The organism is Rhizobium sophoriradicis (assembly GCF_025200795.1).
GTDB lineage: Bacteria > Pseudomonadota > Alphaproteobacteria > Rhizobiales > Rhizobiaceae > Rhizobium > Rhizobium sophoriradicis.
In genome coordinates this window covers 3,380,796-3,404,623 of sequence record NZ_CP104152.1, presented here as the reverse complement: position 1 = coordinate 3,404,623, position 23,828 = coordinate 3,380,796, and the positions used below count along the sequence as shown (strand labels likewise).

Sequence of the window (23,828 nt, the reverse complement as noted above, 5' to 3'; positions counted from 1 at the left end):
TGTTACGTCTTCGAAAAATGATTCCCGCCGAGTTTGGAAATTGCGCAGGTACGAGATGTCGGGTCACGGCAATTTGGAAGAGATGCAAGCGACGGACGGGTTTTCTTTTCGCGCGCTTTTCAGGCGGTACAGGACGCCACTGACGGCAGCCGCAACACTCATTGTCTTCTGTCTCGTCGGCTATGCGATCATGCAGCTCACCAACGAGGTTCGCTATGATGATGTCGTCGGTGCGCTGGCGGCGACCAGGCCGAGCGCGATCCTGCTTGCGCTATTCTTCACCGCGCTCAGCTTCCTCTCGCTGGTCTTTTATGATCTCAACGCCATCGAGTATATCGGCAAGAAGCTGCCGTTTCCGCATGTGGCGCTGACGGCCTTCAGTGCGTACGCCGTCGGCAATACCGCCGGTTTCGGCGCCCTTTCGGGCGGCGCGATCCGCTATCGCGCCTATACGCGCCTTGGTCTGTCGCCAGAGGATATCGGTCGGATCATCGCCTTCGTTACCCTGTCCTTCGGTCTCGGGCTTGCAGGGGTCGCGGCGATCGCCCTCATTATCATCGCCAGCGAGATCGGGCCGCTGATCGGTGTCAGCGCCTTCCTTCTCCGGCTGATTGCCGGCTCGATCCTCGCCATTCTCGGGGCTGTGCTGATCATCGGCCGCGAAGGCCGCGTGCTCGATCTCGGCGCGGTCGCGATCCGCCTGCCGGATTCGCGCACCTGGTCGCGCCAATTCCTGGTTACGGCCTTCGATATCGCCGCCTCGGCCTCGGTGCTCTATGTGCTCTTGCCGCAGACGGCCATCGGCTGGCCGGCCTTCCTGGCTGTCTATGCGATCGCCGTCGGTCTCGGCGTGCTCAGCCACGTTCCGGCCGGGCTCGGCGTGTTCGAGACCGTGATTATCGCCTCGCTCGGCAGCGCGGTGAATATCGATGCGGTGCTCGGATCGCTGGTGCTCTACCGGCTCATCTATCATGTATTGCCGCTGTTGATCGCCGTGCTCGCGGTCTCAGCGACGGAGCTGCGTCGTTTTGTGGATCACCCGGCCGCCTCCAGCGTCCGGCGCATCGGTGGTCGGCTGATGCCGCAGCTGCTTTCGACCTTGGCCCTGCTGCTCGGTGTCATGCTGGTGTTTTCGAGCGTCACACCGACGCCGGATCAGAATTTGGAATTTCTGTCCAACTATCTGCCGCTGCCGATGGTCGAAGGCGCGCATTTCCTCTCCAGCCTGCTCGGACTGGCGCTGGTGGTCGCCGCGCGCGGCCTTGGTCAGAGGCTCGACGGCGCCTGGTGGGTGGCCGTGTTCTCGGCCGTTGCGGCATTGACCTTGTCGCTGTTGAAGGCGATTGCGCTGGTCGAAGCCGCTCTTCTCGCCTTCCTCATCTTCGGGCTCTTCGTCAGCCGCCGGCTCTTTACCCGCCATGCGTCGCTGCTCAACCAGGCAATGACGGCATCCTGGCTGATGGCAATCGCCGTCATCGTCGTCGGCGCCGTCGTCATCCTGCTCTTCGTCTATCGCGATGTCGAATACAGCAACCAGCTCTGGTGGCAGTTCGAATTCACCGCCGAAGCGCCACGGGGACTGCGCGCCGTGCTCGGCATCACCATCATCTCGTCGGCCATTGCCATCTTCAGCCTGCTTCGGCCTGCGGCCTTCCGGCCGGAGCCGGCGACGGAGGAGGCGCTGGCGCGTGCCGTCGATATCGTCAGGAAGCAGGGCAATGCCGACGCCAATCTGGTGCGGATGGCCGACAAGAGCATCATGTTTTCGGAGAAAGGCGACGCCTTCATCATGTACGGCCGGCAGGGCCGCTCATGGATCGCGCTGTTCGATCCTGTAGGCGATCATCGCGCCGTGCAGGAACTCGTCTGGCGTTTCGTCGAGGCGGCGCGGGCGGCGGGCTGCCGCGCCGTTTTTTACCAAATCTCGCCGGCCTTGCTTTCCCATTGCGCCGATGCCGGCCTGCGTGCCTTCAAGCTCGGCGAACTGGCGGTGGCGGATCTCAGGACCTTCGAGATGAAGGGCGGCAAATGGGCAAATCTCCGGCAGACTGCCAGCCGGGCGCAGCGCGACGGGCTGGAATTCGCCGTAATCGAACCGCAGGACGTGCCCGTGGTCATCGATGATCTCGCCGCGGTTTCCTCGGCCTGGCTCGAGCACCACAACGCCAAGGAAAAGGGCTTCTCGCTCGGCGCCTTCGATCCCGATTATGTCTCCTCGCAACCGGTCGGCATTCTGAAGAAGGACGGCAAGATCGTTGCCTTTGCCAATATCCTCGTCACCGAATCGCGGGAGGAGGGCACGATCGATCTCATGCGTTTCTCCCCGGACGCGCCGAAGGGCTCGATGGACTTTCTCTTCGTGCAGATCATGGAGTATCTGCGCGGCCAGGGTTTCACCCACTTCAATCTCGGCATGGCGCCTCTCTCCGGCATGTCGAAACGCGAGGCGGCACCCGTCTGGGACCGCATCGGCAGCACCGTCTTTGAGCACGGCGAGCGCTTCTACAACTTCAAAGGCCTTCGGGCATTCAAATCCAAGTTTCATCCGCACTGGCAACCGCGCTATCTTGCGGTCTCCGGAGGGGGCAATCCGATGATCGCGTTGATGGACGCGACATTTCTGATCGGGGGCGGGTTGAAAGGGGTAGTGAGAAAATGATCAGGACAATCCTTCTTGCCACGGCATGCGCCTGCATGCTCGCGGCCGCACCGGCTGATGCCGCCGAGGAAACCACGCAGAGCTTCGAAAGCGGGCTCATCCCGTCGCCTCACATCTTCCTGCCGGAAGGGGAGGTGAAGGGCACGGTGATGCTGATTTCCGATGCCGCCGGCTGGGGCGATTTTGAGAAGGCCGAGGCCGACAGGCTGGTTTCCGAAGGCGCCGTCGTCATCGGTGTCGACTTTCCTTCCTATATCCAGGCGCTCAGCCGATATGATGTCAGCCTCAATGACGGCTGCCTCTACATGGTCTCGGATATCGAATCGCTGAGCCAGCAGGTGCAGCGTGCGACCGGCAACAACGCCTATCATTTGCCGATTGTCGCCGGCATCGGCGAGGGCGGGGCCTTGGCGCTGGCGATTGCGGCGCAGACGCCGGATGCGACGATCGGTCAGACGCTCGCCGTCGATCCGAAGGCCGGAATTCCGCTAACCAAGGAACTTTGCACGCCCGCTTCCAAGAAGGCCGTCGGCGAACGCATGGTCTATGGGCTGAGTGACGGCGCGCTGCCGGATCCGGTTATAGCGGTCTTTACGCCCAACGCCGACAAGGATGGCAGGGCGCATGCCGAAGCGCTGAAGAAAGTCCATTCCGCGATCGAGATCCGCGATTCCACCGACGACGCGCAGACGGTCTTTGCCGATACGCTCGATGACCTCGTTACCGCCTCCGGCGCCTTCGGCAATCCGCTCGGTCTGCCGCTGGCGATCCTCGAGGCCACCCCCGCCCTCGATATGATGGCGGTGATCTATTCCGGCGACGGCGGCTGGCGAGACATCGACAAGGAGGTGGGCGGCACCCTGCAGAAGGAAGGCATTCCCGTCGTCGGCGTCGATTCGCTTCATTATTTCTGGTCGGAGCGCAAGCCGGAGGAGACCGCCGGCGATCTTTCGAAGATCATCGATTTCTACCGCAAACAGTGGAAGGTGAAGCATGTGCTGCTCGTCGGGTATTCCTTCGGCGCCGATGTCGTGCCTGCGACCTACCAGTTGCTGAAACCGGCCGAGAAGTCGGCGGTGGCGCAAATGTCGCTGCTGTCGCTCTCGCACGAAGTCGACTACGTCATCTCCGTTCTCGGCTGGCTCGGCCAGAAGACGGGCGGGGCGGGAGGCGATCCGGTCGCCGATCTGAAGAACGTCGATCCCAAACTCGTGCAATGCATCTACGGCAAGGACGATGACGACGACGTCGCCTGTCCGGCGCTGAAGGACAGCGGCGCCGAGGTCATCGAGCTGCCCGGCGACCACCATTTCGACGAGAATTACGACCTTCTCACCAAGACGATCATCGACGGGCTGAAAAAGCGGCTTCGGAACTAGAGCTTTCCTGGTCAGATTGAAGCATCCTGACCAGGAAAGACCTTAACGCATCAGCGTTTCCTCGCTCCAGCCGAGTCCGGCGAGTTCCCCGCCGCGAAATTTCGCATCATCGGCGACGATGAATTCGTCGAGCTGCGGCGGGGCGATGCTGGTGCCGGCGAGCATCGCATGCACCTGGCCGCGGTGATGAGTCTGGTGCTGGAAGAGGTGGGCGAGCACGTCTTCCATCCGCTCCTGCTGGATGCGGTCGCCGCGGTGGAGGCTCACGGTCGAGACCAGTTTTTCTGGCGTCAGGGCCTCGCAAAGTGCCACCAGGCGCTGATCGACCTTCGCCTGCGCTTCTGCCAGCGAGGAAACGTCGTCGAAGGGTTGGTCGACCTCGAAGGCCTGGAACCCGAGCGTGCCACCTTCCAGGCCATCGACATAGAACCAGTCGACCGTGACGATGTGGTTCAAGGTTTCCTTGATCGAAGGGAAGAAGCCGGTGCGAGGCGCTTCGAATTCACCGGGCGTCAATGCCGCGCAAGCTTGCAGCAGGCGGCGGTTGGCAAGGGCGTTGTTATAGGCGAGTTTGCGGAATGGCCTGACGGGGTCGAAAGTCGGCATCGGCGCATCTCCTCTTCACGCGCTTTGAATTGCTTGCGTCAGCTCTTCTCATCGAGATCGCCGTCGCGCCAGACGAGATGACGGGGTGCTGCGGGCAGGCTCTCGATTTCATCGGCGATGAAATAGGGCGGGATGTCGAGCGCGGTCAGGGCTGTGCGCGTTGCCGCCACCCATTTGAATTCGAGATGGTTGTCACCGTCTTCGACGCGATGGATGATCTCGCGCGGCCGAAAGGGAAATTCCGGCGGAATTTCCATCAGATAATAGAAGCCGAGTTCATGCCAGTCGCGCTGTTCGTAGTGGAAAAAATTCTCGACGATCCAGAGGAGGCGCGAGACTGTGACGTTGACGCCGAGTTCCTCCATCATCTCCCGTTTCAGCGTTTTTTCCGAGCTCTCGCCGATTTCCGCCGTCCCACCAGGAAAGGTCCAGAAGGGCTCGTGCACGGCACGATGGACGAGCACATGGCCGTCGCGAAAGGCGAGGCCGGCGATGCGATGGTTGAAACGTTCAGCGCCCACAGTCAGGCGGATGTGAGTGCGCTTGCTCATGTCATTCTTATCCGAGATCGATCACGACGATTTCCGGGGGCACGCCGAAACGGACCGGCGCGATGGAGCAGCCGAGGCCGCCGGACACGATGATATTCCGGCCCTCCTCGACGATGTGGCCATAGGCGTAGCGATTGCCGTAACGCGAGGGGACGATCGGCGAACGGCCGAGGAAACGGATCTGCCCGCCATGGGTGTGGCCGGACAGCGTCAGCGAGACGCGCTCGGGCACGCGCGGAAAGATATCGGGCTCATGGGCGAGCAGGATGACGGGCGCATCGTCGGTCACCTGCGCCATCGTTCCATCAAGGTCGTCGAGGCCGAGCATGCGCGTGCGGCCCCATTTCCTGCCGGGCAGCAGCGCCAGCTGGTCTTCAAGGCCCGCGAGCCAGAAGCCGCGGCTATCCTTTTCGAGCCGAACGGCGCGGTTGCCGTAGACCGGGATGCCGACCTCGGCAAGCGCCCGGTGCCCGAATGTTTCCATCCCGCCGTTCTTCTGGGCAGTCCTGTCCTCCCACCAGTCATGATTGCCCATGATCGCATGGACGCCGAGAGGGGCTCGCAGAGTGGCCAGCGCCTTCGACCACTGGCTCGAATGCACGTATTGCGTCACCATGTTCATGCCCGAGGCATAATCACCGAGCAGGACGGTCACGTCGCCTTCGAGTTCATTCGCCCTGTGGCAGATTGCGGTGATGCGGCTTGCCGACATCCAAGGTTCGCAAGCATGGATATCGGCGAGTGCGACGACACGGAGTTTCAGCCCCGGTGTCCATCCCGGCGGCGTCAGCCGGTAACGGGCGATGCCGAGCCGCGCCAGCGGTTCATAGGCGAAGGCATAACCACCCAGCGACATGACGCCCGCGATACCGCCGCCGACAAATTTGAAAAAACCGCGGCGGGTGATCACTCAGTCGTCCTCCTGGAACAGCCGGAACTGCGCAGCCTCCATTTCCTTGGGCGGTTGCATTCCCAGATGTTTCCACGCGATTGCGGTCAGAACACGGCCGCGCGGCGTGCGCTGAATGAAACCCTGCTGGATCATATAGGGCTCGATGATGTCCTCGATCGCGTCGCGCGGCTCGGAAAGGCCGGCGGCGATGGTCTCGATGCCGACCGGGCCGCCGCCGAAATTGACGGCGATCATGTTGAGGTAACGTTTGTCGAGCTGGTCGAAGCCGACATTGTCAACCAGAAGGCGGGTCAGCGCCTCGTCGGCGATCTCGCGGGTGACGGCTTCCGCCCTTGCCACCTCGGCGAAGTCGCGCACGCGCCGCAACAGCCGACCGGCGATGCGTGGCGTGCCGCGGGCGCGTCTGGCGATCTCGCGGGCGCCTTCTTCGGTGATCGGCAGGTTCATCAGCCGCGCGCCGCGGCGCACGATCAGTTCCAGCTCCTCGACGGTATAGAAGCTCAGGCGCACCGGGATGCCGAAGCGGTCGCGCAGCGGCGTCGTCAACAGGCCGAGGCGGGTGGTCGCGGCCACCAGCGTGAATTTCGACAGATCGATTTTCACCGAGCGGGCGGCTGGGCCTTCGCCGATGATGAGGTCGAGCTGGAAGTCTTCCATGGCCGGATAGAGGATTTCCTCGACGGCGGGATTGAGGCGATGGATCTCGTCGATGAAGAGCACGTCGCGCTCTTCGAGATTGGTCAGCAGCGCCGCGAGATCGCCGGCCTTGGCGATGACAGGGCCTGATGTCGAGCGGAAGTTGACGCCGAGCTCCTTTGCCATGATCTGCGCCAGCGTCGTCTTGCCGAGGCCGGGCGGGCCGACGAAGAGCACATGGTCCAGCGCCTCGCCACGGTTCTTCGCCGCTTCGATGAAGATCTTGAGATTGGCGCGCGCCTCCGCCTGGCCGGTGAACTCGTCCAGCGATTGCGGGCGCAGCGTGACATCAAGGTCTTCGCCCCGCTTTTCCGGCGATATCAGGCGGGCGGGTTCGCTCATCAAAGAAGTTCCATTCCAGGTATCGTTTTTGCAGCTTGGGCGTCAAATGTCTTGGTTGTCACGCAACCGGCGTCACGGTTGCGAAGAGCGATGAAGACATCCGCAAATTCGGCATTTGTTCGCACCATGATTCCGAGCGCCTCCTCGACCACTCTTTCATCTTCAAGGATCAGATCCGCTGAGTCCAACAAATCCGAAATTGCCTCCACGATCTGTTCCCTCTTCAGCCTGATCCGTTGCCGCAGGAACCACGTGCATTCTATCAGCGTGATGCAGCTAATATAGCCAGGTGCGGTATCGGAGAGGTTCTCAAACAGTGCTGTGACTTTTTCTGTCTGGGCGGCATCATCCTTCAGGAGGAAGCGCAGCAGGATATTGGTGTCGAGGCCAATCATCCTGCACTATTCACATGAGCGGCGATGGCTTCTCCGATAGCCTCGTCCATTTCCTTCAATGTGATCGCCCGCCGTTTCGGATCGTGAAATTTGCCGGCAAGGTCAATGGCGCGCTTGTTCTTGGCCTTCATGATGATTTCGCCATCGCGATTGATGTAGCGGATCCTGTCACCAGACTTCAGATTGAGCAATTCACGAACTTCCGCCGGAATTGTTGTCTGGCCCTTCGATGTCATTGTACCGTAGTAGATATTCATTCGGATCTCCTTACCATTCAAGTTTAGTAAGGAATTGCGATATATTCAAGGAAGTCACCGCGCCAGTTCCTTCAATCCCAGCCTGATCAGCTTGGCGCTGTCTGCACCTTCGCCGGCCGTCTTCATCGCCGCAGCAACGGCATTTGCCGCCTGGTCTCTGCTGTAGCCGAGGTTGGTCAGCGCGGAAACCGCGTCGGCCACGGGTGCGGCGGCGACGCCTTCGCCGAGTTCCTGTTTGAGGGCGATATTGATCGCTTCCCCGGCGAAGGCGGGAGCCCGGTTCTTGAGTTCGGTGACGAGGCGCATCGCCACTTTCGGGCCGACGCCCGGCGCGCGGGAAACGGCGGCGCGGTCCTGCAGGGCGATCGCATTGGCGAGTTCGCCCGGCGTCAAGGTCGAGAGCACGGCAAGCGCCACCTTGGCGCCGACCCCCTGGACGCTTTGGAGCAGGTTGAACCATTCCCGCTCCAATGCGGTCGTGAAGCCGAAGAGCTTCAACTGGTCCTCGCGCACATAGGTCTCGATGAAGAGCACGCAGGCCTCGCCGGCCGAGCCGAGCTTGGATAGCGTGCGGGCGGAGCAGTAAGCGACGTAGCAGACGCCGTGCACATCGACGAGCACATAATCTTCGCCGATCTCGTCTATTGTGCCTTTCAGCTTGCCGATCATGGGGCGCGGTCTCTCAAGAGTGCGTTTCGGGCGTGATAAGTTCCACGGAGGGGAAATAAGACCTGTATCCGCTGGGATCCCGGGTCAAAATTCTATAGCCCCGGATCGCCGCATGGGCGCCGATGAGGAAATCGGGCAGTATCCGTTCGCGTTCCCCGCCGGCGCGACGGTAAAGCCGAAAGGCTTGAGCCGCGGCAAAAGCCGCCGGCCAAGGCAGATTCTCACGGCGGAATTCATCCTGGGGAAGCAGGCGATCGACCTCATCCACATCGCCGTAGCGGACGGAAAATTCGGAATAGATGATCGGGTTTATGAGCACTGGCCCCTCTCTGAAGACATCGAGCATCTTCTGACGCGACCAGCCATGCCAGTCCGAACTGACCACGGCCAGGTCGACAAGGATGTTTGTATCGACAAGGGTCGCCATCAGCGATCACGGGTCATCGACATGAGGCCTTCGGCATCGATCTCCTGATCACCGGTTCCTTCGAGACGACGGATTGTCTGCAGGAAACGGTCGAGCCGACCTCGATCCTCGATCTCCTGCTTGCCGTTCTTCGGCGCGAGAACGAGCTTGCCGCCCTCGATCGAGAAGATGACCTCGCTGTTGGCCTCGATGCCGGCAAGCTCTCTGAGGTCGCGGGGGATAGTGACCTGGCCTTTGGACGTGACGCGCATCTTATTGCTCCTTCAAAGTAAGAATTATCCTTGCCGCCGGAACAAGTCAAGAACGGATTAGCCGGCCAGCGCCTGCCGCATCCGATTGCTGCCGCGATTGTGGGCGTGGCAAATGGCGATCGCCAGGGCGTCGGCGGCATCGTCGCCCTTGAATTCGACCTTTGGCATCAGGATCTTCAGCATCATGTGGATCTGGTGCTTTTCGCCGTGGCCGACACCGATGACGGCCTTCTTCACCGCGTTCGGCGCATATTCGGAGACCCGCAGCCCGGCGCGGGCCGGCACCAGCATGGCGATGCCGCGGGCCTGGCCAAGCTTCAGGGTCGCTACCGCATCCTTGTTGACGAAGGTCTGTTCGACGGCGGCTTCATCCGGCTTGTAAGTATGGACGACCTCCGCCAGGCCGTCATGCAGCTGGCAGAGGCGGGAGGCGAGATCCATGTCTCCATCGGAGGTCACGGTTCCGGAGGCCACAAACCGCAGGGAATTGCCCAGTGTATCGATGATTCCCCAGCCGGTGCGGCGAAGGCCGGGATCGATGCCGACGATGCGAATCGTATTTTGCATGGTTCAACCTATAGCGACTGCGAAATAACTGCCATCGATATGTGAACAAAACAAAAACACTCTCGGATTTAAGCCGCTCCATTTACCGCGAATTAAAACAGATGCTTGAATTCTAGTGTCAAATACGAAGGGGGTCTCGTGTCGCAAAGAGATAAGCCCCCGATGTTCTGTTTGAAGACCGGTCGATCAGGCATGCGTTGCCTGCCCGCGCCGGCAGGCGCGTTCAGAAGGGGTTCGTCGTACATGGCTCGGAGATTTCAATCCCTGTCCTTCAAGGTCATTGCCACATTCATCCTGATGACCGTGCTGTCGATCGCGGTGATCGACGTGCTCGCCTATTTCGCCAGCAGCCGCATCTCCGATGAGCAGGCGCTGAAGGCCAAGGAGAGCGTGCTGATCTTCCGCGGCGACATGCTGCAGGACCAGTTGGCGCAGCTCGAGAACCAGGCCAATTCCATCGCCCGCATCGAGGCGCTGCAGATGTCGATCACCAGTCTGAAGAGCGGCTGGAAGACCATCGAGAAAACCTCCGGCGATGCCCGTGCCGAGCTGAAGAAGGTTTTTATCACGGCCAATCCCAACCCGGCCGATCAGCGCGAGAAGCTGATGAAGCCGGAAGGGCCGAGCGGTTTTTATTATTCGAATCATGAAAAGACGCAGGGCGAGGTCGCCCGCGACCTCGAGGATACCGCGTTCAGCGATCTGCTGATCGCCGATCTCGACGGTACCGTCCTCTATTCCTACAAGAAGCTGGACGACTTTGCCGAGAATCTGAAGACGGACGCCTGGAAGACGACCGGCGCCGGCATCGCTTTTGCCAAGGCGATCGAGAATACCGCCAAGGCGACCGATGATGCCGCGCCGACAGGCTTTTCGGGGCTGCGCGTCGATGCCGCCAGCGGCAGGTCGGCGATCTTCTATGCCGTGCCGATCGTCAAGCTCGGCGCGGCCAAGGGCATCATCCTGTTCAAGGTGCGTGACGACATCGTCACCAGCATCCTTGCAAAGGGCATCGTTCAGGGCAGCACCGCGCGGGCGGCGATCGTCTCCGCCGATGGTTCCGCTATCGGTCTCGATGCCGGCGGCAAGCTTGCGACGCTCGATGCCGCCCCCTTCACCTTCATCAAGGATGCGCTTGCCAGTTCGGCGATGACGGTGGCCGATTTCGACAGGGCGGACGGCTCCGCGCGCGCCTATGTTCGCGGCATCGATTATCGCGGCGACCGCTTCCTCGTGGTCGAAAGCGTGCTGCTGAGCGAGCTCAACGCCGGCTCGATCGAGATCGCCGCTTTGCTGACGATGATCGGCATCGGCGTGCTCGTCGTCATGGCGATCGCCACCGGGCTTGTCACCAATCTTCTGTTCTCGCCGCTTGCGCGGCTTGCCGGCGTCACCCGCGATGTCGCCGATGGCAAGCTCGACAGCGAGATCGGCAGCCTGAACCGCAAGGATGAGATCGGTACGATGGCGAATGCGCTCGCTCGTTTCCGGCAGTCGCTGATCGAAAGCCGTGAACTGGAAGCCGCCAGCGAAGAGACGCGCCTACAGGCAGAGCAAGACCGCCAGCAGAACCTTGCCGAGCGCGAGGCCGAGGCGAAGACGCTGCAGCAGGTGGTCGAGGCGATCGATGAGGGCCTGCATCATCTGGCGAGCGGGGATCTCGCCTATCAGATCGAGCGGCGCTTCCCGAACGAGCTCGAAAGCCTGCGCATCAATTTCAACGAGGCGCTCGCGACGCTGAGCGAAACCATGACCGCCATCGGCGGTAACTCGATGGCGGTGCGGGCCAGCTCCGAGGAGATGCGTACCGGCGCCGACGAGCTTGCCGGGCGCACCGAGCGTCAGGCCGGCTCGATCACCGAGACGGCGAATGCAATCAGCGCCATCACCCAGTCCGTGCGCCGGCAGATCGAGCGGGCCGAACAGGCCGAGCGCATCGCCCGCGACGCCAAGAAGGAGACCACCGGCTCCGGCCAGATCATGCGCGAGACGATCGCGGCGATGGAGGCGATCCAGACCTCCTCACGCCAGATCAATACGATCATCTCCGTCATCGACGATATCGCCTTTCAGACCAACCTTCTGGCACTGAATGCCGGTGTCGAGGCGGCCCGCGCCGGTGAATCGGGCAAGGGTTTTGCTGTCGTCGCCATGGAAGTGCGCGAGCTCGCCCAGCGTTCGTCGAGCGCGGCCAAGGAGATCTCCAGCCTGCTGCAGAAATCGACGCATGAGGTCGAAAGCGGCGTGTCGCTTGTGGAAAGGGCAGGGGTCGCGCTGACCGGCATCGGCGCGCATGTCGAGGCAATCAACGGTCAGATCCACGAGATCATGGGTGCGACCCGCGAGGAGGCCAACACACTGCGGGAGATCAACAGCGCCGTCGCCGAACTCGACGCGATGACGCAGCAGAATGCCTCGATGGTCGAGGAGACGACGGAAGCGATCCACCGGCTGGCGACGGAGGCCCTGGAAATGGATCGCCAGCTCGGCAATTTCACGCTGCCGCACGGCGATCATAGGCCGAGCGCCGAGGTGCATGTGCTGCGCCGTCACCGCTAGGCATTGCTTCCGGCATCCGGCCTGGGTCGCGTTCGCGCGGCCCTTTGTTTTGCCTGCATGGTTTGGAATGGTGCGGGTGCGAACCTACATAGGCTGCATCCTTCAACTGGCCGGCAGGTTTTCCATGGTTCCCTTCTCCATCCTCGACCTTTCCCCCGTTGCCGAAGGCAGCACCGTGCGCCAGTCGCTCGAAAGCTCGGCGCGAATGGCCCGCAAGGCTGAGGAATTCGGTTACAAGCGCTTCTGGCTCGCCGAACATCACGGCATGCCGGGCATCGCCAGTGCGGCCACATCAGTCGTCATCGGTCATGTCGGGGCGGCGACGCAAAGCATTCGCATCGGCTCCGGCGGCGTAATGCTGCCCAATCATTCTCCGCTCGTCATCGCCGAGCAGTTCGGCACATTGGAGGCGCTCTTCCCCGGCCGCGTCGATCTCGGCCTCGGACGTGCGCCGGGGACGGATATGCGCACGGCACAGGCGCTACGGCGCAACCTTGAGGCAGGCGCCAACAGCTTTCCGAACGACGTAGTCGAACTGCAGCAATTGCTCGGCACGCCGGTCGAGAACCAGGCCATCCTCGCCGTTCCCGGCAATGGTTCACATGTTCCGATCTGGCTGCTCGGCTCCAGCCTCTACAGCGCTCAGCTTGCCGCCATGCTCGGGCTTCCCTACGCCTTCGCCTCGCATTTCGCGCCCGGCATGCTGTTCGATGCGATCGCGATCTACCGCGATCGCTTCCAGCCCTCGGCAACGCTCGAGAAGCCCTATGTGATGGTCGGCGTCATGGGCGCGGTGGCGGCGACGGACGAGGAGGCGCGCTATCATTTCACCTCCGCCGAGCAGCAGTTCGTCAACCTGCGCCGCAATGTCCGCGGTCCGTTCCCGCGTCCGGTGGCCGATATGGAGGCTTTCTGGTCGCCGATGGAGAAGATGAACGTCGAACACACGCTGCGTTATGCCGTTGTGGGATCACCGGGGACGGCGGAGGCGAAACTGACGGAATTCATTAAGGAAACGCAGGCCGACGAGGTGATCATCTCGATGCCGATCCATGATATCGAGGCGCGGCTGAGGTCGGTGGAGCTGTTTGCGGGACTGGAGAATTTCATGCGGGTGGCTGCGTAGGCAACGCGCAGCTCGGCACAAAAAACCCGGCGCCGAGGCCGGGTTTTTCATGGAATCGTTTTGAAAAGTCAGGCCGAGAGCTTGGCCAGCACTTCTTCCGAGACCTCGAAATTGGAATAGACGTTCTGCACGTCGTCGTCATCTTCCAGGCTGTCGATCAGCTTCATCAGCGACTGGGCTTTTTCTTCGTCCACCGGCACATTGTTCTGGGCGCGCCAGACAGCCTTGACGGTTTCGGCTTCGCCGAGGCTCGTTTCCAGCGCTTTCGCCACTTCGCCGAGGGCTTCGAAGGCGCAGGTGATGTAGTGGCCCTCTTCGTCGGTCTCGACATCGTCGGCGCCGGCTTCAATCGCGGCTTCCATCACCTTGTCGGCGTCGCCGACGGAAAGCTTGTAGGTGATTTCGCCGACATGGTCGAAGGAGAAGGAAACGGAACCGGTCTCGCCGAGAGCGCCGCCGGCCTTGGTGAAGATCGAGCGGACGTTGGAGGCGGTGCGGTTGCGATTGTCGGTCAGGGCTTCGACGATGATCGCCGTGCCGCCGGGACCGTAGCCCTCGTAGCGGACTTCGTCATAGTTTTCGCCGTCGGCGCCGGCTGCCTTCTTGATGGCGCGATCGATATTGTCCTTCGGCATGGACTGGGCCTTGGCGTTCTGGATCGCCAGGCGAAGACGGGCGTTCATAGACGGGTCGGGCAGGCCGGCCTTGGCGGCAACGGTGATTTCGCGCGCGAGCTTGGAGAACATTTTCGACCGCACGGCATCCTGACGGCCTTTGCGGTGCATGATGTTTTTAAACTGTGAATGGCCAGCCATGGCACCCCTGTTCACGTCTCATTGTTCGGAATGGGGCGCCTTATAAGAGCGAAACGGCACCCGTTCAAGGGAAAAGCAGTTCGGAACAAAGGCGAAAGGATGACGTTTTCAATCGAACTCCATCCAACGGAAAGGAACGGTCATGGCAAGTCTCAGCGAGGCGCGGGAGCAACCGGCACGTCAGCTTTGGGATCAGGTCAACGGCGTTCATGCCGGCATGCTCGGAATTTCCGGACTGGATATGCACATGCAGCCGATGGCGCCGCATGCCGATCCCACCACCAACACGATCTGGTTCTACACCAAGACCGACGCCGATATCGTGCGCGTGATCAAGCCCGGCAGCCGCGCGCATTTCTGCGTCATCGGCAAGGATCACGACTACCACGCCTGCCTCTCCGGCGTGATCGAGATACGCCCCGACCCTTCCAAAATCGAGGAATATTGGAGTTCGATGGTTGCGGCCTGGTATGACGGCGGCAAGAAAGATCCGAAACTCACTATGCTTTCCCTGCATGTCGACGATGCCGACATCTGGGTTTCCACCGGCAGCACCCTGAAATTCGGGTGGGAGATCGCCAAGGCCAATCTTGACGACGACAAGATGCCCGACGTCGGCGTGAAACGTCACCTGCAATTTGCCTGATGCGCAAGGTTTGGCGGGACCCGCCGGACCTTTTTTACTGCACGCCTTTCATCACGTAGATCAGTGGCTTCTTCGGCAGCGTGCGGATGGAGACGGTGATGCTGTCATCAGGCGCATAAGCGACATCGAAGTCCTTGCCGAACATGGAGACGAAGGAATTGACCGGCGGACCGCGGCGGTGCATCGGCAGGATCAGCGACGAGCGCAGGCGCTTGATCACACGGCTCATGCTGTCGGCGCCCATGGTCAGGCCGCCGTCGACCGGCACCATGACGACGTCGAGGCGGCCGATCTCGGTATAATGGGTATCCGTCAGTTCGTAATGCAGATGGCCGAGATGGCCGATGCAAAGGCCGGCAATTTCGAAGACGAAAATCGAGTTTCCATTCTGCTGCGAGCCGCCGAGGCCATAGCTGAAGCGGATATCCGTGGTGACGTTGCGGATATGGGTGTCGCCGACCACAAGATCGATTTTGGCTGCCTCGCCGGGAACATCGCTCCACCCATGCAGCACATGCTTGATGCCCGGCTCAGGCGTCAAGGTGAAGTGGGTCGTATGCGCCTTGTTCATCGTGACGACGTCCGGAAGCGTCGCCGGCCGGTACCAGCCGTTATAATCTGTCGCGATGATGATGCCGGCGGGAGTGTCGATCTCGAAGGTGGAGTGGCCGAGGAAGGTCAGTTTGACGTCCTCGCCCTCGGAGCCGGCCGGTACGACCGGCTGGGCGCCGGAAAAGCTGGCGAAGGTCGCCTTCGGGATGGTCTGCGCGATTGCCTGGCACTGGCTGACGGGCGGCCGCTGTTGCTGCGCCCTTGCTGCGGGACCCGACACGACAAGGGCGGCTATGCATGCGATCGCGAGAACAAGATGTTGCGGCTTCATGCCACCCCTCCGGCGCTTTCACGAGAAGGCCGGAGAATGCGGCAAGAGGTCGCAGCGGTCCAGACCGTGAATGCTCACAATCGTGTGTGGGGTCTGTGTCGAGGCAGCCTTACCGCCAGAACTCCGGAACCGTCTCGGCCAGGCGCGGTCCGAGCCGGAGCGGCGCGATCTTTTCGGCCAGTCCGGTCGTGTCGGAAATCTCGACGCCGACGCCGCAGATCGTCGCCGGGCCGCTCGCCGCTTCCATGCGGCCCTTCGGCATCTTGGAGATGAAGCGGTTGAGCGGCTCCTCCTTGTCCATGCCGAGGGAGGAATCATAGTCGCCGCACATTCCGGCATCCGACATATAGCCCGTGCCGCCGTTCAGTATCTGTGCATCGGCGGTCGGCACATGGGTATGGGTGCCGACGACGAAGCTGGCGCGGCCGTCGACGAAATGGCCGAAGCACTGCTTCTCGCTGGTCGCTTCGGCATGGAAGTCGAAAATGATCGCATCGGCCTGCTCCTTCAGCGGGCAGGCGTCGAGGATCACCTCCGCCGATTTGAAGGGATCGTCCAGTTCCGGATGCATGAAGACCCGGCCCATGACATTGGCAACCAGCACGCGCGCCCCGTTCCTGGCATAGAAGAGACCGGAGCCGCGGCCGGGCGTGCCCTGGGGATAGTTGGCCGGCCGCAGAAACTGATCGTGGCGCCCGGCAAAAGCGACTGCTTCCTTCTGGTCCCAGACGTGATTGCCTGTCGTCACCACATCGGCGCCGGCATTGATCGTTTCCAGAAAGATGTCCTCGGTGATGCCGAAGCCGCCGGCGGCATTTTCGCCGTTGACGACGACGAAATCGAGCCTGAGGTCGGAGATCAGGCCGGGGAGGCGGTCCCAGACCGCCGTGCGTCCCGTCTTGCCGACCATGTCACCCAAAAAAAGCAGCCGCATTCCCTATCCAATCCAAGAGGCAAAAAAGCGCAGGCCGCTTTCTGTCAGGATGGCATCCAGGCTTATGTCGTGCGGCTCGTCGGGCACATGTGCCACTTCCTGGCAGTCGAATGCAATGCCGATCAGCTTCGGATGCAGGCCTTTCTCTCTTAGCCGGCTGATGGCACGGTCATAGTAGCCTGCGCCGTAGCCGATGCGATGGCCGCGGGCATCGAAGGCCGAAAGCGGCACCAGCATGATCTCGGGGTGGAGAATGGCAGCCTCCGCGCCGGGGGCCACCGTGCCGAAGCCGGTCTCAATGAGAGGCAGCCCTTCCTTCAGTTCCCGAAAGGCGATGGTCTGCTTGTCGAGGATCGCCGGCACGCACAGCCGTGCGCCGCGCGCTGCGAACCGGGCCATCAGCGGCCGCAGATCGGCCTCGGACCGGATCGGCAGGAAACCGGAGACGATAGTGCCGGGTGCAAAGGCGACGGCCTCGCCGGCATGATCCGCCATTGCAAGGCTTTTGGAGATGCGCTCCTCAGGAGCGATAGCGTCGCGGGCGGCCAGCCGTTCATTGCGCAACTGCGCTTTCAGTTCTCGTGCGGTCATTGATCTGCCAGATGTGAGAGGGTCGGCCGAGCATAGTCGGCTGGAGGCCCGATGCAAATGCAGGGTACACGGGCGCGGCGTTTTCACGCCGTGTCAGCCCGCGGCCGCCGATCGTCAGGGGATGCCTATCGTTCCTGCGCCGATTCGCAGGCCGGCGACGTCGCCAGCGCGGCGGCCAGCCGCCGCATCGTTTCCTCGAACAGAGGGATTCCGCCCGGCATCCAGCCGAGCGCGCGAATTTTCGCCGTACTCATCGGATTGAGCTTTGTGCCGTCGGCCGGAGCCGGCAGCGCATGGCGACAGTCCGTCTCACGGCGGATGGGGGCAAGGATGTCGCGGGTGTCGACGACGATGTCCGACACGTTGAAGATCTCGCCGGAGATGCGCGTGCTTTCCGTCTCCAGCATCAGCCGCACCGCGCGCCCGAGGTCGCGGCCGTGAACCTCCGTGCCTGCCCGGGGAGCGACTGGTCGGCCGGCGCGATAATCGTCGATGAGGCCGTCCCATTTGTTCGGCGAGAGATCGCCATAGATGCCGGTTGCCCTCAGACTGACGCCGGCAAAACCCGGTGCCGAGAGATGGGTCAGCGCACCTTCGGCGTCGAGTTTGATCTGGCCGTAGAGCGTCTCCGGCTTCGGCAGCATCGTTTCGGTAAGCTCGGTTCCCGCAGGGTGTTCGCCGTAGGCCGCCCGGCTGGACAGGAAGACACAGCGGCGCGTACCGGCGCGTTTGGCCGCTTCGAAAAGCCGGACAGTGCCATCCAGGTTCAACCTCTGAAAGCTCTTCGGGTCATCGCCCTCGCCGCCGCGATATTTGCCGGGAACGTGGCTGAAGGCGGCGTGGACGAAGAAATAGGCGTCGTCGAAAATGTCGATCTGGTCCTTATCGGGATCGAGCGAAAGCGCTGCGAACTCGACCGGGCGGGAGAAGAGGCGGGCACGCGGCGCACGGCGTCCACCGACGATCACCTGATAGCCGGCGGTCAGGAGCTCCTCGACGACATAACGGCCGACGAGACCGGTTCCGCCGGATACCAATACCTTCATGCTGCCCCTTCCGGATTGTCTAGCGCCGCGATCTCCGGCACATAGCTATCATTGTAGAAACGATGCCACAAATCGATCAAGGGTTGTAGCTGTGCTGCCTTGGGATGATCCTTTTCCCACGGTTTTTCATATTGGTAGTGCAGGATCGAAACGCTCTTCCAGTCCCAAAGCGCCGGCATGGTGAACCATACATATTGCAGCATGTTGAAATAAACCGGCAGGCCGTGCCAATCCGGGAAGAACGTCTCGAGAAAGGTCTGATCGGTGCGCCGCCAGAAGGTGTCCGGTCTGTCCAGGCTTTCGAGCATGAGCCGGAATGTGTCATGTGACGGCGTGGCGACGAAGACGCCGGAGTTCATGCGACGGAAGTCGGCGAGGCTTTCATAGACATTGGGGGCGGCGGAAAATTCCGGATAGAGGAAGAGCCTGTCGACGTTCTTCAGCACCACGGCATCGGCGTCGATGAAGACGCAGCGTTCGTATTCGACGAGCTGCCAAAGCCTGAGCTTGCAGAAATTGTCGAGCGGCGAATGAAAGGCGGGCTTACGGCCCTTGGTGAAAGGCGCGGCGGAATGGAGTTGGCCGCGGGCGTGGCGTTGGTTGAAGGCGTCGGAGAGCGGCAGGTGCTCGACTTCGATGAGGCGGCAGGCGTGGGCTTCCAGTGGGGCGAGGGCGGTTGCATCGACGCCGCCGGTATGGAGGACGACGATGTCGGCGGTGGTACCGGTTCGGCGAAGCGAGTTCACCAGGGCGGTGGCGCCCATGGCGTAGTCGGCGTTGGTGACGAGGGTGACGTAGGCGAATACGGACGAGCGGTTCATCGGGTTCGACTGCCTCGATATGTCTTGCTCCGGCGGAGGATAGACGGCAAGGCGTTGCTGCATGTCTCTTCTCCCCGCTGGGGAGAAGAGGGAGCAAGCCGGGGCCTTTCTAGCCTTCGTCACCGCTCAGCACTCATGACACCGACTTCAGCCGCTTGCCTTCCGGATCGTGGTTGATCGTCGCGGCAATATCCCTGGTCCAGGCGGAGACGGCCGGCACGCGGGCACGGTCGACGCGATAGGCGAATTTCTTCGCGACGTCGACGATCTCGCCGAGCAGGCCTGTTTCCAGCGTGATCGGTTCGAGGCCGAGATTGCGGAACTTTTCGTTGCGGACGATCAGTTCGTTTTCGGCGGCTTCCTTGCGCGGGTTGGGCAGCCAGGCAATTTTGGCGCCGCTGATCCTCGCAATCATTTCGGCGAGGTCGCGTACCCGGTGGGTCTCCGTCATCTGATTGAAGATCTCGACGCGGGCGCCGCGGGCGGGAGGATTCTTGAGGGCCAGCTCGATGCAGCGCACCGAATCCTGGATATGGATGAAGGCGCGGGTCTGGCCGCCGGTGCCGTGCACGGTCAGCGGATAGCCGATCGCCGCCTGGATGAGAAAGCGGTTCAGCACCGTGCCGTAATCGCCGTCATAGTCGAAACGGTTGATGAGCTGCGCGTGGCGGCGCGTCTGTTCTGTATGCGTGCCCCAGACGATGCCCTGGTGCAGGTCGGTGATCCGCAAGCTATCGTTCTTGGCGTAGAACTGGAAGAGAAGCTGATCCAGGCACTTGGTCATGTGGTAGATCGAGCCGGGATTGGAGGGATAGAGGATTTCCTGGCTGACCGTCTCGCCGCCCGCCGTTTCAATGCCGACTGGGAGGTACCCTTCCGGGATCGCCGCGCCGACCGTCGAATAGCCGTAGACGCCCATGGTGCCGAGATGAATGAGATGGGCGTCGAGGTTGAGCTCGGTCAGCGCGTTCAAAAGGTTGTGCGTGGCGCTTACATTGTTGTTAACAGTGTAATTCTTGTGGCGGTCACTCTTCATCGAATAGGGCGCGGCACGCTGTTCGGCGAAGTGGATGATGGCATCGGGGCGATGTTCTGAGAGCCAGTTCTTCAGGAGTTCGTAATCCTTGGCGAGATCGATCAGATTGAAGTGGATGCGTCGCCCCGTTTCGGCATGCCAGATGCGGGTGCGCTCCTGGATCGAATCCATCGGTGTCAGCGACTGAACGCCGAGCTCGGTATCGATCCAGCGGCGCGACAGATTGTCGAGGATATGGACGTCGTGACCGGCATCGGAGAGATGCAGCGAGGTTGGCCAACCAATGAAACCGTCTCCGCCCATAACCGCAATCTTCATCACATCGTCTCCTGATCGTTCGCTCATTATCGGGAATAGTTAGGAATTATGACAATCATTCAATGCCTGCCGGCGGCGCATTCAATGCATGCCTACCGGGCAATCAATGCTTGCCTGCCGAGAGGCGTTGCGCCAAAGAGGGCCCCGCAGTTTGGAGAAAATTATGACGGAACGCCCTTTTTCCATTTCGGGAGAGCTGACGGAGACCGGACATCGTCTCGTCCAGCGGGTCTATTATGAGGACACGGATTTCTCCGGCCTTGTATATCACGCCCGCTACCTGCATTTTCTCGAGCGCGGCCGCACCGATTATCTGCGCTGCCTCGGCGTCGAGCAGCGCGAGCTCGTCAGCGCCGACGAGGAGGGCCTCGTCTTCGTCGTCCACCGGATGGAGATCGACTTCAAGAGCCCGGCGCGCATGGACGATGTGCTGACGATCCTGACGCACACGGAGAAGGCCGGCGGCGCCAAGATGGTGCTCAATCAGCAGATCCGCGCGGGCGAGACGCTGCTGATCGCCGCCAAGGTGATCATCGCCGTCATCAATGCCAAAGGGCGGCCGCGGCGGCTGCCGGAGACGCTGGCGGCGAAATTCCTGGAAGGCAGCACGCCGCTATAGCGCCGAATCGGCCGAGATTCGGCCTTGTAAAAACTTGAGCTTTATGTGAAGGAATTCCCGCGCCGGAGGATGCACGCTCTTTCGGCTGCCGGATCTGCTCCGGTCAAGTAATCCAGGAATAAAATCTCCCGAATACAGGCTTGCTGTCATAGTCCGGCACTAACGATCTATTAACCATAATAGTGTCTTACTGGGAAAGTCGGAGTTTGTGCGGTGCACGCCTTCCTTTGACCAAATTTGACGGCAAGAAGGCGGGAGATGAGCTTGGAAGCTTGACCAGGGCTTTGGGCGGCGGCCGCCGGACACTTCTTGCGAGATCACTTTGTGCCGCCCGGTCCAGCACCGGGCGTTTGGATTCGGGGATTTTGGATCAATGGAACAAGTAGGATTGGCAGCAGCCACGACGGACGTCAGCCTCTGGTCGCTTTTCATGCAGGCCGGCATCGTCGTCAAGCTCGTCATGCTCGGGCTCATCGCAGCCTCTGTGTGGACCTGGGCGATCGTCATCGACAAATACCTGGCCTATGGCCGCGCACGGCGCCAGTTCGACAAATTCGAACAGGTCTTCTGGTCAGGCCAGTCGCTCGAAGAACTCTATCGCTCCCTGTCGGAGCGCAACAATACCGGTCTGGCGTCGATCTTCGTCGCGGCCATGCGCGAGTGGAAGAAATCCTTCGAACGCGGCGCCCGCTCGCCGATCGGCCTGCAGATGCGTATCGATCGCGCGATGGATGTGACGCTCGCCCGTGAAACCGAATATCTCGGTGCCCGCCTCGGGTCGCTTGCGACGATCGGTTCGGCCGGTCCGTTCATCGGCCTGTTCGGCACCGTCGTTGGTATCATGACCTCGTTCCAGGCGATCGCCGGTTCGAAGTCGACCAACCTCGCGGTCGTCGCGCCCGGCATTGCCGAAGCGCTGCTTGCCACCGCGATCGGCCTTGTCGCCGCTATTCCGGCGGTTATTGCCTACAACAAGTTCTCCGCCGATGCCGGCAAGCTCTCGGCGCGCATGGAAGGTTTCGCGGACGAATTCTCCGCCATACTTTCGCGCCAGATCGACGAGAAGCTGCAGCCGCGCGCTGCTGCTCAGTAACCAACGGAGTATTCTGACATGGGTATGGCTGTTGGAGGCAATGGCGGCGGGGGCGGCGGACGCCGCCGTCGCGGCGGTCGGAACAAGGCCGTGATCTCCGAAATCAACGTGACGCCGCTCGTCGACGTCATGCTGGTGCTTCTGATCATCTTCATGGTAGCGGCACCGATGATGACCGTCGGCGTGCCGATCGATCTGCCGGAAACGCAGGCCAAGGCGCTGAATTCCGAGACGCAGCCGATCACCATCTCCGTCAAGAATGACGGCGAGGTGTTCCTGCAGGAAACGCCGATCCCGGCCGCCGAGATCGCCGCCAAACTCGAGGCGATCGCCACGACCGGCTATAACGAACGTATCTTCGTGCGCGGCGACGCGACAGCGCCCTACGGCGTCATCGCCGACGTCATGGCTCGCATCCAGGGGGCCGGTTTCAAGAATATCGGCCTCGTGACGCAGCAGAAAAAGGACCAATAGCGTTCAAGATGAAGACCAGCGTCGTCACATCTGCTGTACTGCACTGCCTGGTGTTGACCTGGGCGATGGTATCGCTCGGCGCGCCGGAATCCTTCAAGGTGGAGGATTTCGAGGCGATGCCAGTCGATCTCGTACCGGTGGAATCCATCACCCAGATGCAGCAGGGTGACAAGAAGGCTCCGAAGAGGGAGACTTCCGCGCCGGTGCCCACCACACGGCCGCCGATCGCGGAGCCGGCCGAAAATGCCGGCGACAACAATATCGACCTGAAGACGCCGCCGGTTCCGAACGCCAAGCCCAGCAATACGGAAGCTGCGGCAGCGAATTCGAGCGATAAGCCGCTGCCGAAGACCGATCCTGTCCCGAACGATGTCAAGGATATCGTCAAGGAGGAAACAGAAGTCGAGCAGCCGAAAGAAGTCGCCTCCATTCCGCCGCCGAAACCCGTCGACGTGACGCCGCCCAAGCCGGAGGAAAAGCCGCCGGAAGAACAGGCCAAGCCCGAGGAGCCGCCGAAGCCGGAAGCCGAGGCGCTGCCGGACAACGTGCCGACCCCCGTCGCCAAGCCGCAGGTGAAGCCGCCGGAACCCCAGAAGCCAGCCGAAAAACCGCCGGAAAAAGCCCAGGATCAGCCGAAGACCGCTGACAAGCCGACCGAGAAGAAGAAGGCAGACCAGAAGCAGGAAACGGCGAAATCGGCTTCATCGATGAAAAGCGATTTCAATGCGGACGAGATTTCAGCCTTGCTGAACAAGACCGATCCTTCCGCCGGCGGCGCCAAGCGTTCGACGCAGGAGGCATCGCTGGGCGCCAAGAAGAGCAATGGTGGTTCCAAGCTGTCGATGAGCGAGATGGATGCGTTGAAGAGCGCCATCGCCGGCAACTGGACGGTCATCCCCGGCATGGAAGGCATGGGCGACGTTCGCATCAAGGTCCACATGAATCTCGACCAGGACGGCAATATTGTCGGCGAGCCGGAGGTCGAAGCAGTCGGTGGTGATAATGAGTCGACGCGCCGGGCACTCGCCGGCGGCGCTTATCGCGCCATAATGAAATCGGCACCTTTCTCCTCCCTTCCAAAAGACAAATACGATGCCTGGAGCGAAGTCGTCGTCAATTTCGACCCGAGCGATCTGGGAATTTAAATGCTGAAAG

General features: G+C 61.5%; 26 protein-coding genes. 9 read left to right on the top strand and 17 right to left on the bottom strand.

Translation table 11 applies throughout. The features are described 5' to 3' along the window. The first annotated feature begins 55 nt into the window (after positions 1-55). Together mprF and N2597_RS16790 are read left to right on the top strand one after the other, a co-directional pair. Entirely contained in the window at positions 56-2,659 is a 2,604-nt protein-coding gene (mprF, locus tag N2597_RS16795) for a bifunctional lysylphosphatidylglycerol flippase/synthetase MprF (protein ID WP_183598348.1), read from the top strand. Continuing rightward, positions 2,656-4,038, top strand: a complete 1,383-nt coding sequence (locus N2597_RS16790) for a virulence factor family protein (protein ID WP_183598279.1) — start codon at positions 2,656-2,658, stop codon at positions 4,036-4,038. Before mprF ends, N2597_RS16790 begins: the two co-directional genes overlap by 4 nt. Before the next feature lie 42 nt (positions 4,039-4,080). Here N2597_RS16790 and N2597_RS16785 read toward each other — a convergent pair whose 3' ends face one another. Genes N2597_RS16785 through ruvC form a run of 10 tightly spaced genes read right to left on the bottom strand, consistent with a single transcriptional unit; the run spans position 4,081 to position 9,712 of the window. Continuing rightward, on the bottom strand, positions 4,081-4,644 hold the full coding sequence (locus N2597_RS16785; RefSeq protein ID WP_009995246.1) for a DinB family protein: 564 nt from the start codon (positions 4,642-4,644) through the stop codon (positions 4,081-4,083). A gap of 38 nt (positions 4,645-4,682) precedes the next feature. Beyond that, positions 4,683-5,195, bottom strand: coding sequence for an NUDIX hydrolase (locus N2597_RS16780; RefSeq protein ID WP_039622067.1), 513 nt, complete (start codon positions 5,193-5,195; stop codon positions 4,683-4,685). Between the two features lie 7 nt (positions 5,196-5,202). Next, a complete protein-coding gene (locus tag N2597_RS16775; protein ID WP_039622066.1) occupies positions 5,203-6,105 on the bottom strand; it encodes a metallophosphoesterase in 903 nt (300 codons plus the stop codon). Further along, the gene (gene ruvB, locus N2597_RS16770; protein ID WP_009994750.1) at positions 6,106-7,146 is read right to left on the bottom strand and encodes a Holliday junction branch migration DNA helicase RuvB; all 1,041 of its coding nucleotides are present in this window, start codon (positions 7,144-7,146) and stop codon (positions 6,106-6,108) included. Next, positions 7,146-7,541 carry a type II toxin-antitoxin system VapC family toxin gene (locus tag N2597_RS16765; protein ID WP_183598281.1) on the bottom strand — a complete coding sequence of 132 codons (396 nt, stop codon included), beginning with the start codon at positions 7,539-7,541 and terminating at the stop codon, positions 7,146-7,148. The genes ruvB and N2597_RS16765 overlap by 1 nt, the downstream gene beginning before the upstream one ends. After that, positions 7,538-7,798: an AbrB/MazE/SpoVT family DNA-binding domain-containing protein gene (locus tag N2597_RS16760; RefSeq protein ID WP_009994747.1), complete on the bottom strand. Its 261-nt coding sequence runs from the start codon at positions 7,796-7,798 to the stop codon at positions 7,538-7,540. The genes N2597_RS16765 and N2597_RS16760 overlap by 4 nt, the downstream gene beginning before the upstream one ends. 54 nt (positions 7,799-7,852) lie before the next feature. Beyond that, positions 7,853-8,467: a Holliday junction branch migration protein RuvA gene (ruvA, locus tag N2597_RS16755; RefSeq protein WP_039622061.1), complete on the bottom strand. Its 615-nt coding sequence runs from the start codon at positions 8,465-8,467 to the stop codon at positions 7,853-7,855. Positions 8,468-8,480: 13 nt separating this feature from the next. Beyond that, positions 8,481-8,894, bottom strand: coding sequence for a type II toxin-antitoxin system VapC family toxin (locus tag N2597_RS16750; RefSeq protein ID WP_183598283.1), 414 nt, complete (start codon positions 8,892-8,894; stop codon positions 8,481-8,483). Then, positions 8,894-9,145: an AbrB/MazE/SpoVT family DNA-binding domain-containing protein gene (locus N2597_RS16745; protein ID WP_096769873.1), complete on the bottom strand. Its 252-nt coding sequence runs from the start codon at positions 9,143-9,145 to the stop codon at positions 8,894-8,896. The genes N2597_RS16750 and N2597_RS16745 overlap by 1 nt, the downstream gene beginning before the upstream one ends. 57 nt (positions 9,146-9,202) lie before the next feature. Next, positions 9,203-9,712 carry a crossover junction endodeoxyribonuclease RuvC gene (gene ruvC / locus N2597_RS16740; protein ID WP_183598285.1) on the bottom strand — a complete coding sequence of 170 codons (510 nt, stop codon included), beginning with the start codon at positions 9,710-9,712 and terminating at the stop codon, positions 9,203-9,205. A gap of 243 nt (positions 9,713-9,955) precedes the next feature. Here ruvC and N2597_RS16735 point away from each other — a divergent pair, with 243 nt between their 5' ends. Both N2597_RS16735 and N2597_RS16730 read left to right on the top strand, forming a co-directional pair. Then, on the top strand, positions 9,956-12,271 hold the full coding sequence (locus N2597_RS16735) for a methyl-accepting chemotaxis protein (RefSeq protein ID WP_183598287.1): 2,316 nt from the start codon (positions 9,956-9,958) through the stop codon (positions 12,269-12,271). Between the two features lie 124 nt (positions 12,272-12,395). Further along, positions 12,396-13,397 (top strand): LLM class flavin-dependent oxidoreductase, encoded by a 1,002-nt coding sequence (locus N2597_RS16730; protein WP_183598350.1) that lies wholly within the window; start codon positions 12,396-12,398, stop codon positions 13,395-13,397. 68 nt (positions 13,398-13,465) lie between these two features. Here N2597_RS16730 and N2597_RS16725 read toward each other — a convergent pair whose 3' ends face one another. Next, positions 13,466-14,212, bottom strand: coding sequence for a YebC/PmpR family DNA-binding transcriptional regulator (locus tag N2597_RS16725; RefSeq protein ID WP_038691096.1), 747 nt, complete (start codon positions 14,210-14,212; stop codon positions 13,466-13,468). A gap of 142 nt (positions 14,213-14,354) precedes the next feature. Here N2597_RS16725 and N2597_RS16720 point away from each other — a divergent pair, with 142 nt between their 5' ends. Continuing rightward, positions 14,355-14,858 (top strand): pyridoxamine 5'-phosphate oxidase family protein, encoded by a 504-nt coding sequence (locus tag N2597_RS16720; RefSeq protein ID WP_038691094.1) that lies wholly within the window; start codon positions 14,355-14,357, stop codon positions 14,856-14,858. Between the two features lie 34 nt (positions 14,859-14,892). Here N2597_RS16720 and N2597_RS16715 read toward each other — a convergent pair whose 3' ends face one another. The 6 genes from N2597_RS16715 to N2597_RS16690 form a co-directional block, all read right to left on the bottom strand. Beyond that, complete coding sequence (locus N2597_RS16715; RefSeq protein WP_183598289.1) at positions 14,893-15,741, bottom strand: MBL fold metallo-hydrolase; 849 nt, start codon at positions 15,739-15,741, stop codon at positions 14,893-14,895. Positions 15,742-15,850: 109 nt separating this feature from the next. Continuing rightward, entirely contained in the window at positions 15,851-16,675 is an 825-nt protein-coding gene (locus N2597_RS16710; protein ID WP_183598291.1) for a TIGR00282 family metallophosphoesterase, read from the bottom strand. A 3-nt stretch (positions 16,676-16,678) separates the two neighbouring features. Beyond that, complete coding sequence (locus N2597_RS16705; RefSeq protein WP_183598293.1) at positions 16,679-17,266, bottom strand: 5-formyltetrahydrofolate cyclo-ligase; 588 nt, start codon at positions 17,264-17,266, stop codon at positions 16,679-16,681. Positions 17,267-17,391: 125 nt separating this feature from the next. Next, positions 17,392-18,312, bottom strand: coding sequence for an NAD-dependent epimerase/dehydratase family protein (locus N2597_RS16700; protein ID WP_183598295.1), 921 nt, complete (start codon positions 18,310-18,312; stop codon positions 17,392-17,394). Then, positions 18,309-19,133 (bottom strand): glycosyltransferase, encoded by an 825-nt coding sequence (locus N2597_RS16695; RefSeq protein WP_183598352.1) that lies wholly within the window; start codon positions 19,131-19,133, stop codon positions 18,309-18,311. Before N2597_RS16695 ends, N2597_RS16700 begins: the two co-directional genes overlap by 4 nt. Before the next feature lie 133 nt (positions 19,134-19,266). Continuing rightward, the gene (locus tag N2597_RS16690) at positions 19,267-20,487 is read right to left on the bottom strand and encodes an NAD-dependent epimerase/dehydratase family protein (RefSeq protein ID WP_096769868.1); all 1,221 of its coding nucleotides are present in this window, start codon (positions 20,485-20,487) and stop codon (positions 19,267-19,269) included. Between the two features lie 163 nt (positions 20,488-20,650). Between N2597_RS16690 and ybgC the strand changes: the two genes are divergently transcribed. The 4 genes from ybgC to N2597_RS16670 all read left to right on the top strand — a co-directional run bounded on the left by ybgC (position 20,651) and on the right by N2597_RS16670 (position 23,818). Then, entirely contained in the window at positions 20,651-21,106 is a 456-nt protein-coding gene (ybgC, locus tag N2597_RS16685) for a tol-pal system-associated acyl-CoA thioesterase (RefSeq protein WP_096764375.1), read from the top strand. A gap of 373 nt (positions 21,107-21,479) precedes the next feature. Beyond that, entirely contained in the window at positions 21,480-22,199 is a 720-nt protein-coding gene (gene tolQ / locus N2597_RS16680; protein ID WP_004671617.1) for a protein TolQ, read from the top strand. Positions 22,200-22,217: 18 nt separating this feature from the next. Next, positions 22,218-22,673, top strand: a complete 456-nt coding sequence (gene tolR, locus N2597_RS16675; protein ID WP_003566333.1) for a protein TolR — start codon at positions 22,218-22,220, stop codon at positions 22,671-22,673. An 8-nt stretch (positions 22,674-22,681) separates the two neighbouring features. After that, positions 22,682-23,818 (top strand): cell envelope integrity protein TolA, encoded by a 1,137-nt coding sequence (locus N2597_RS16670; protein WP_096764374.1) that lies wholly within the window; start codon positions 22,682-22,684, stop codon positions 23,816-23,818. Positions 23,819-23,828 lie beyond the last annotated feature (10 nt).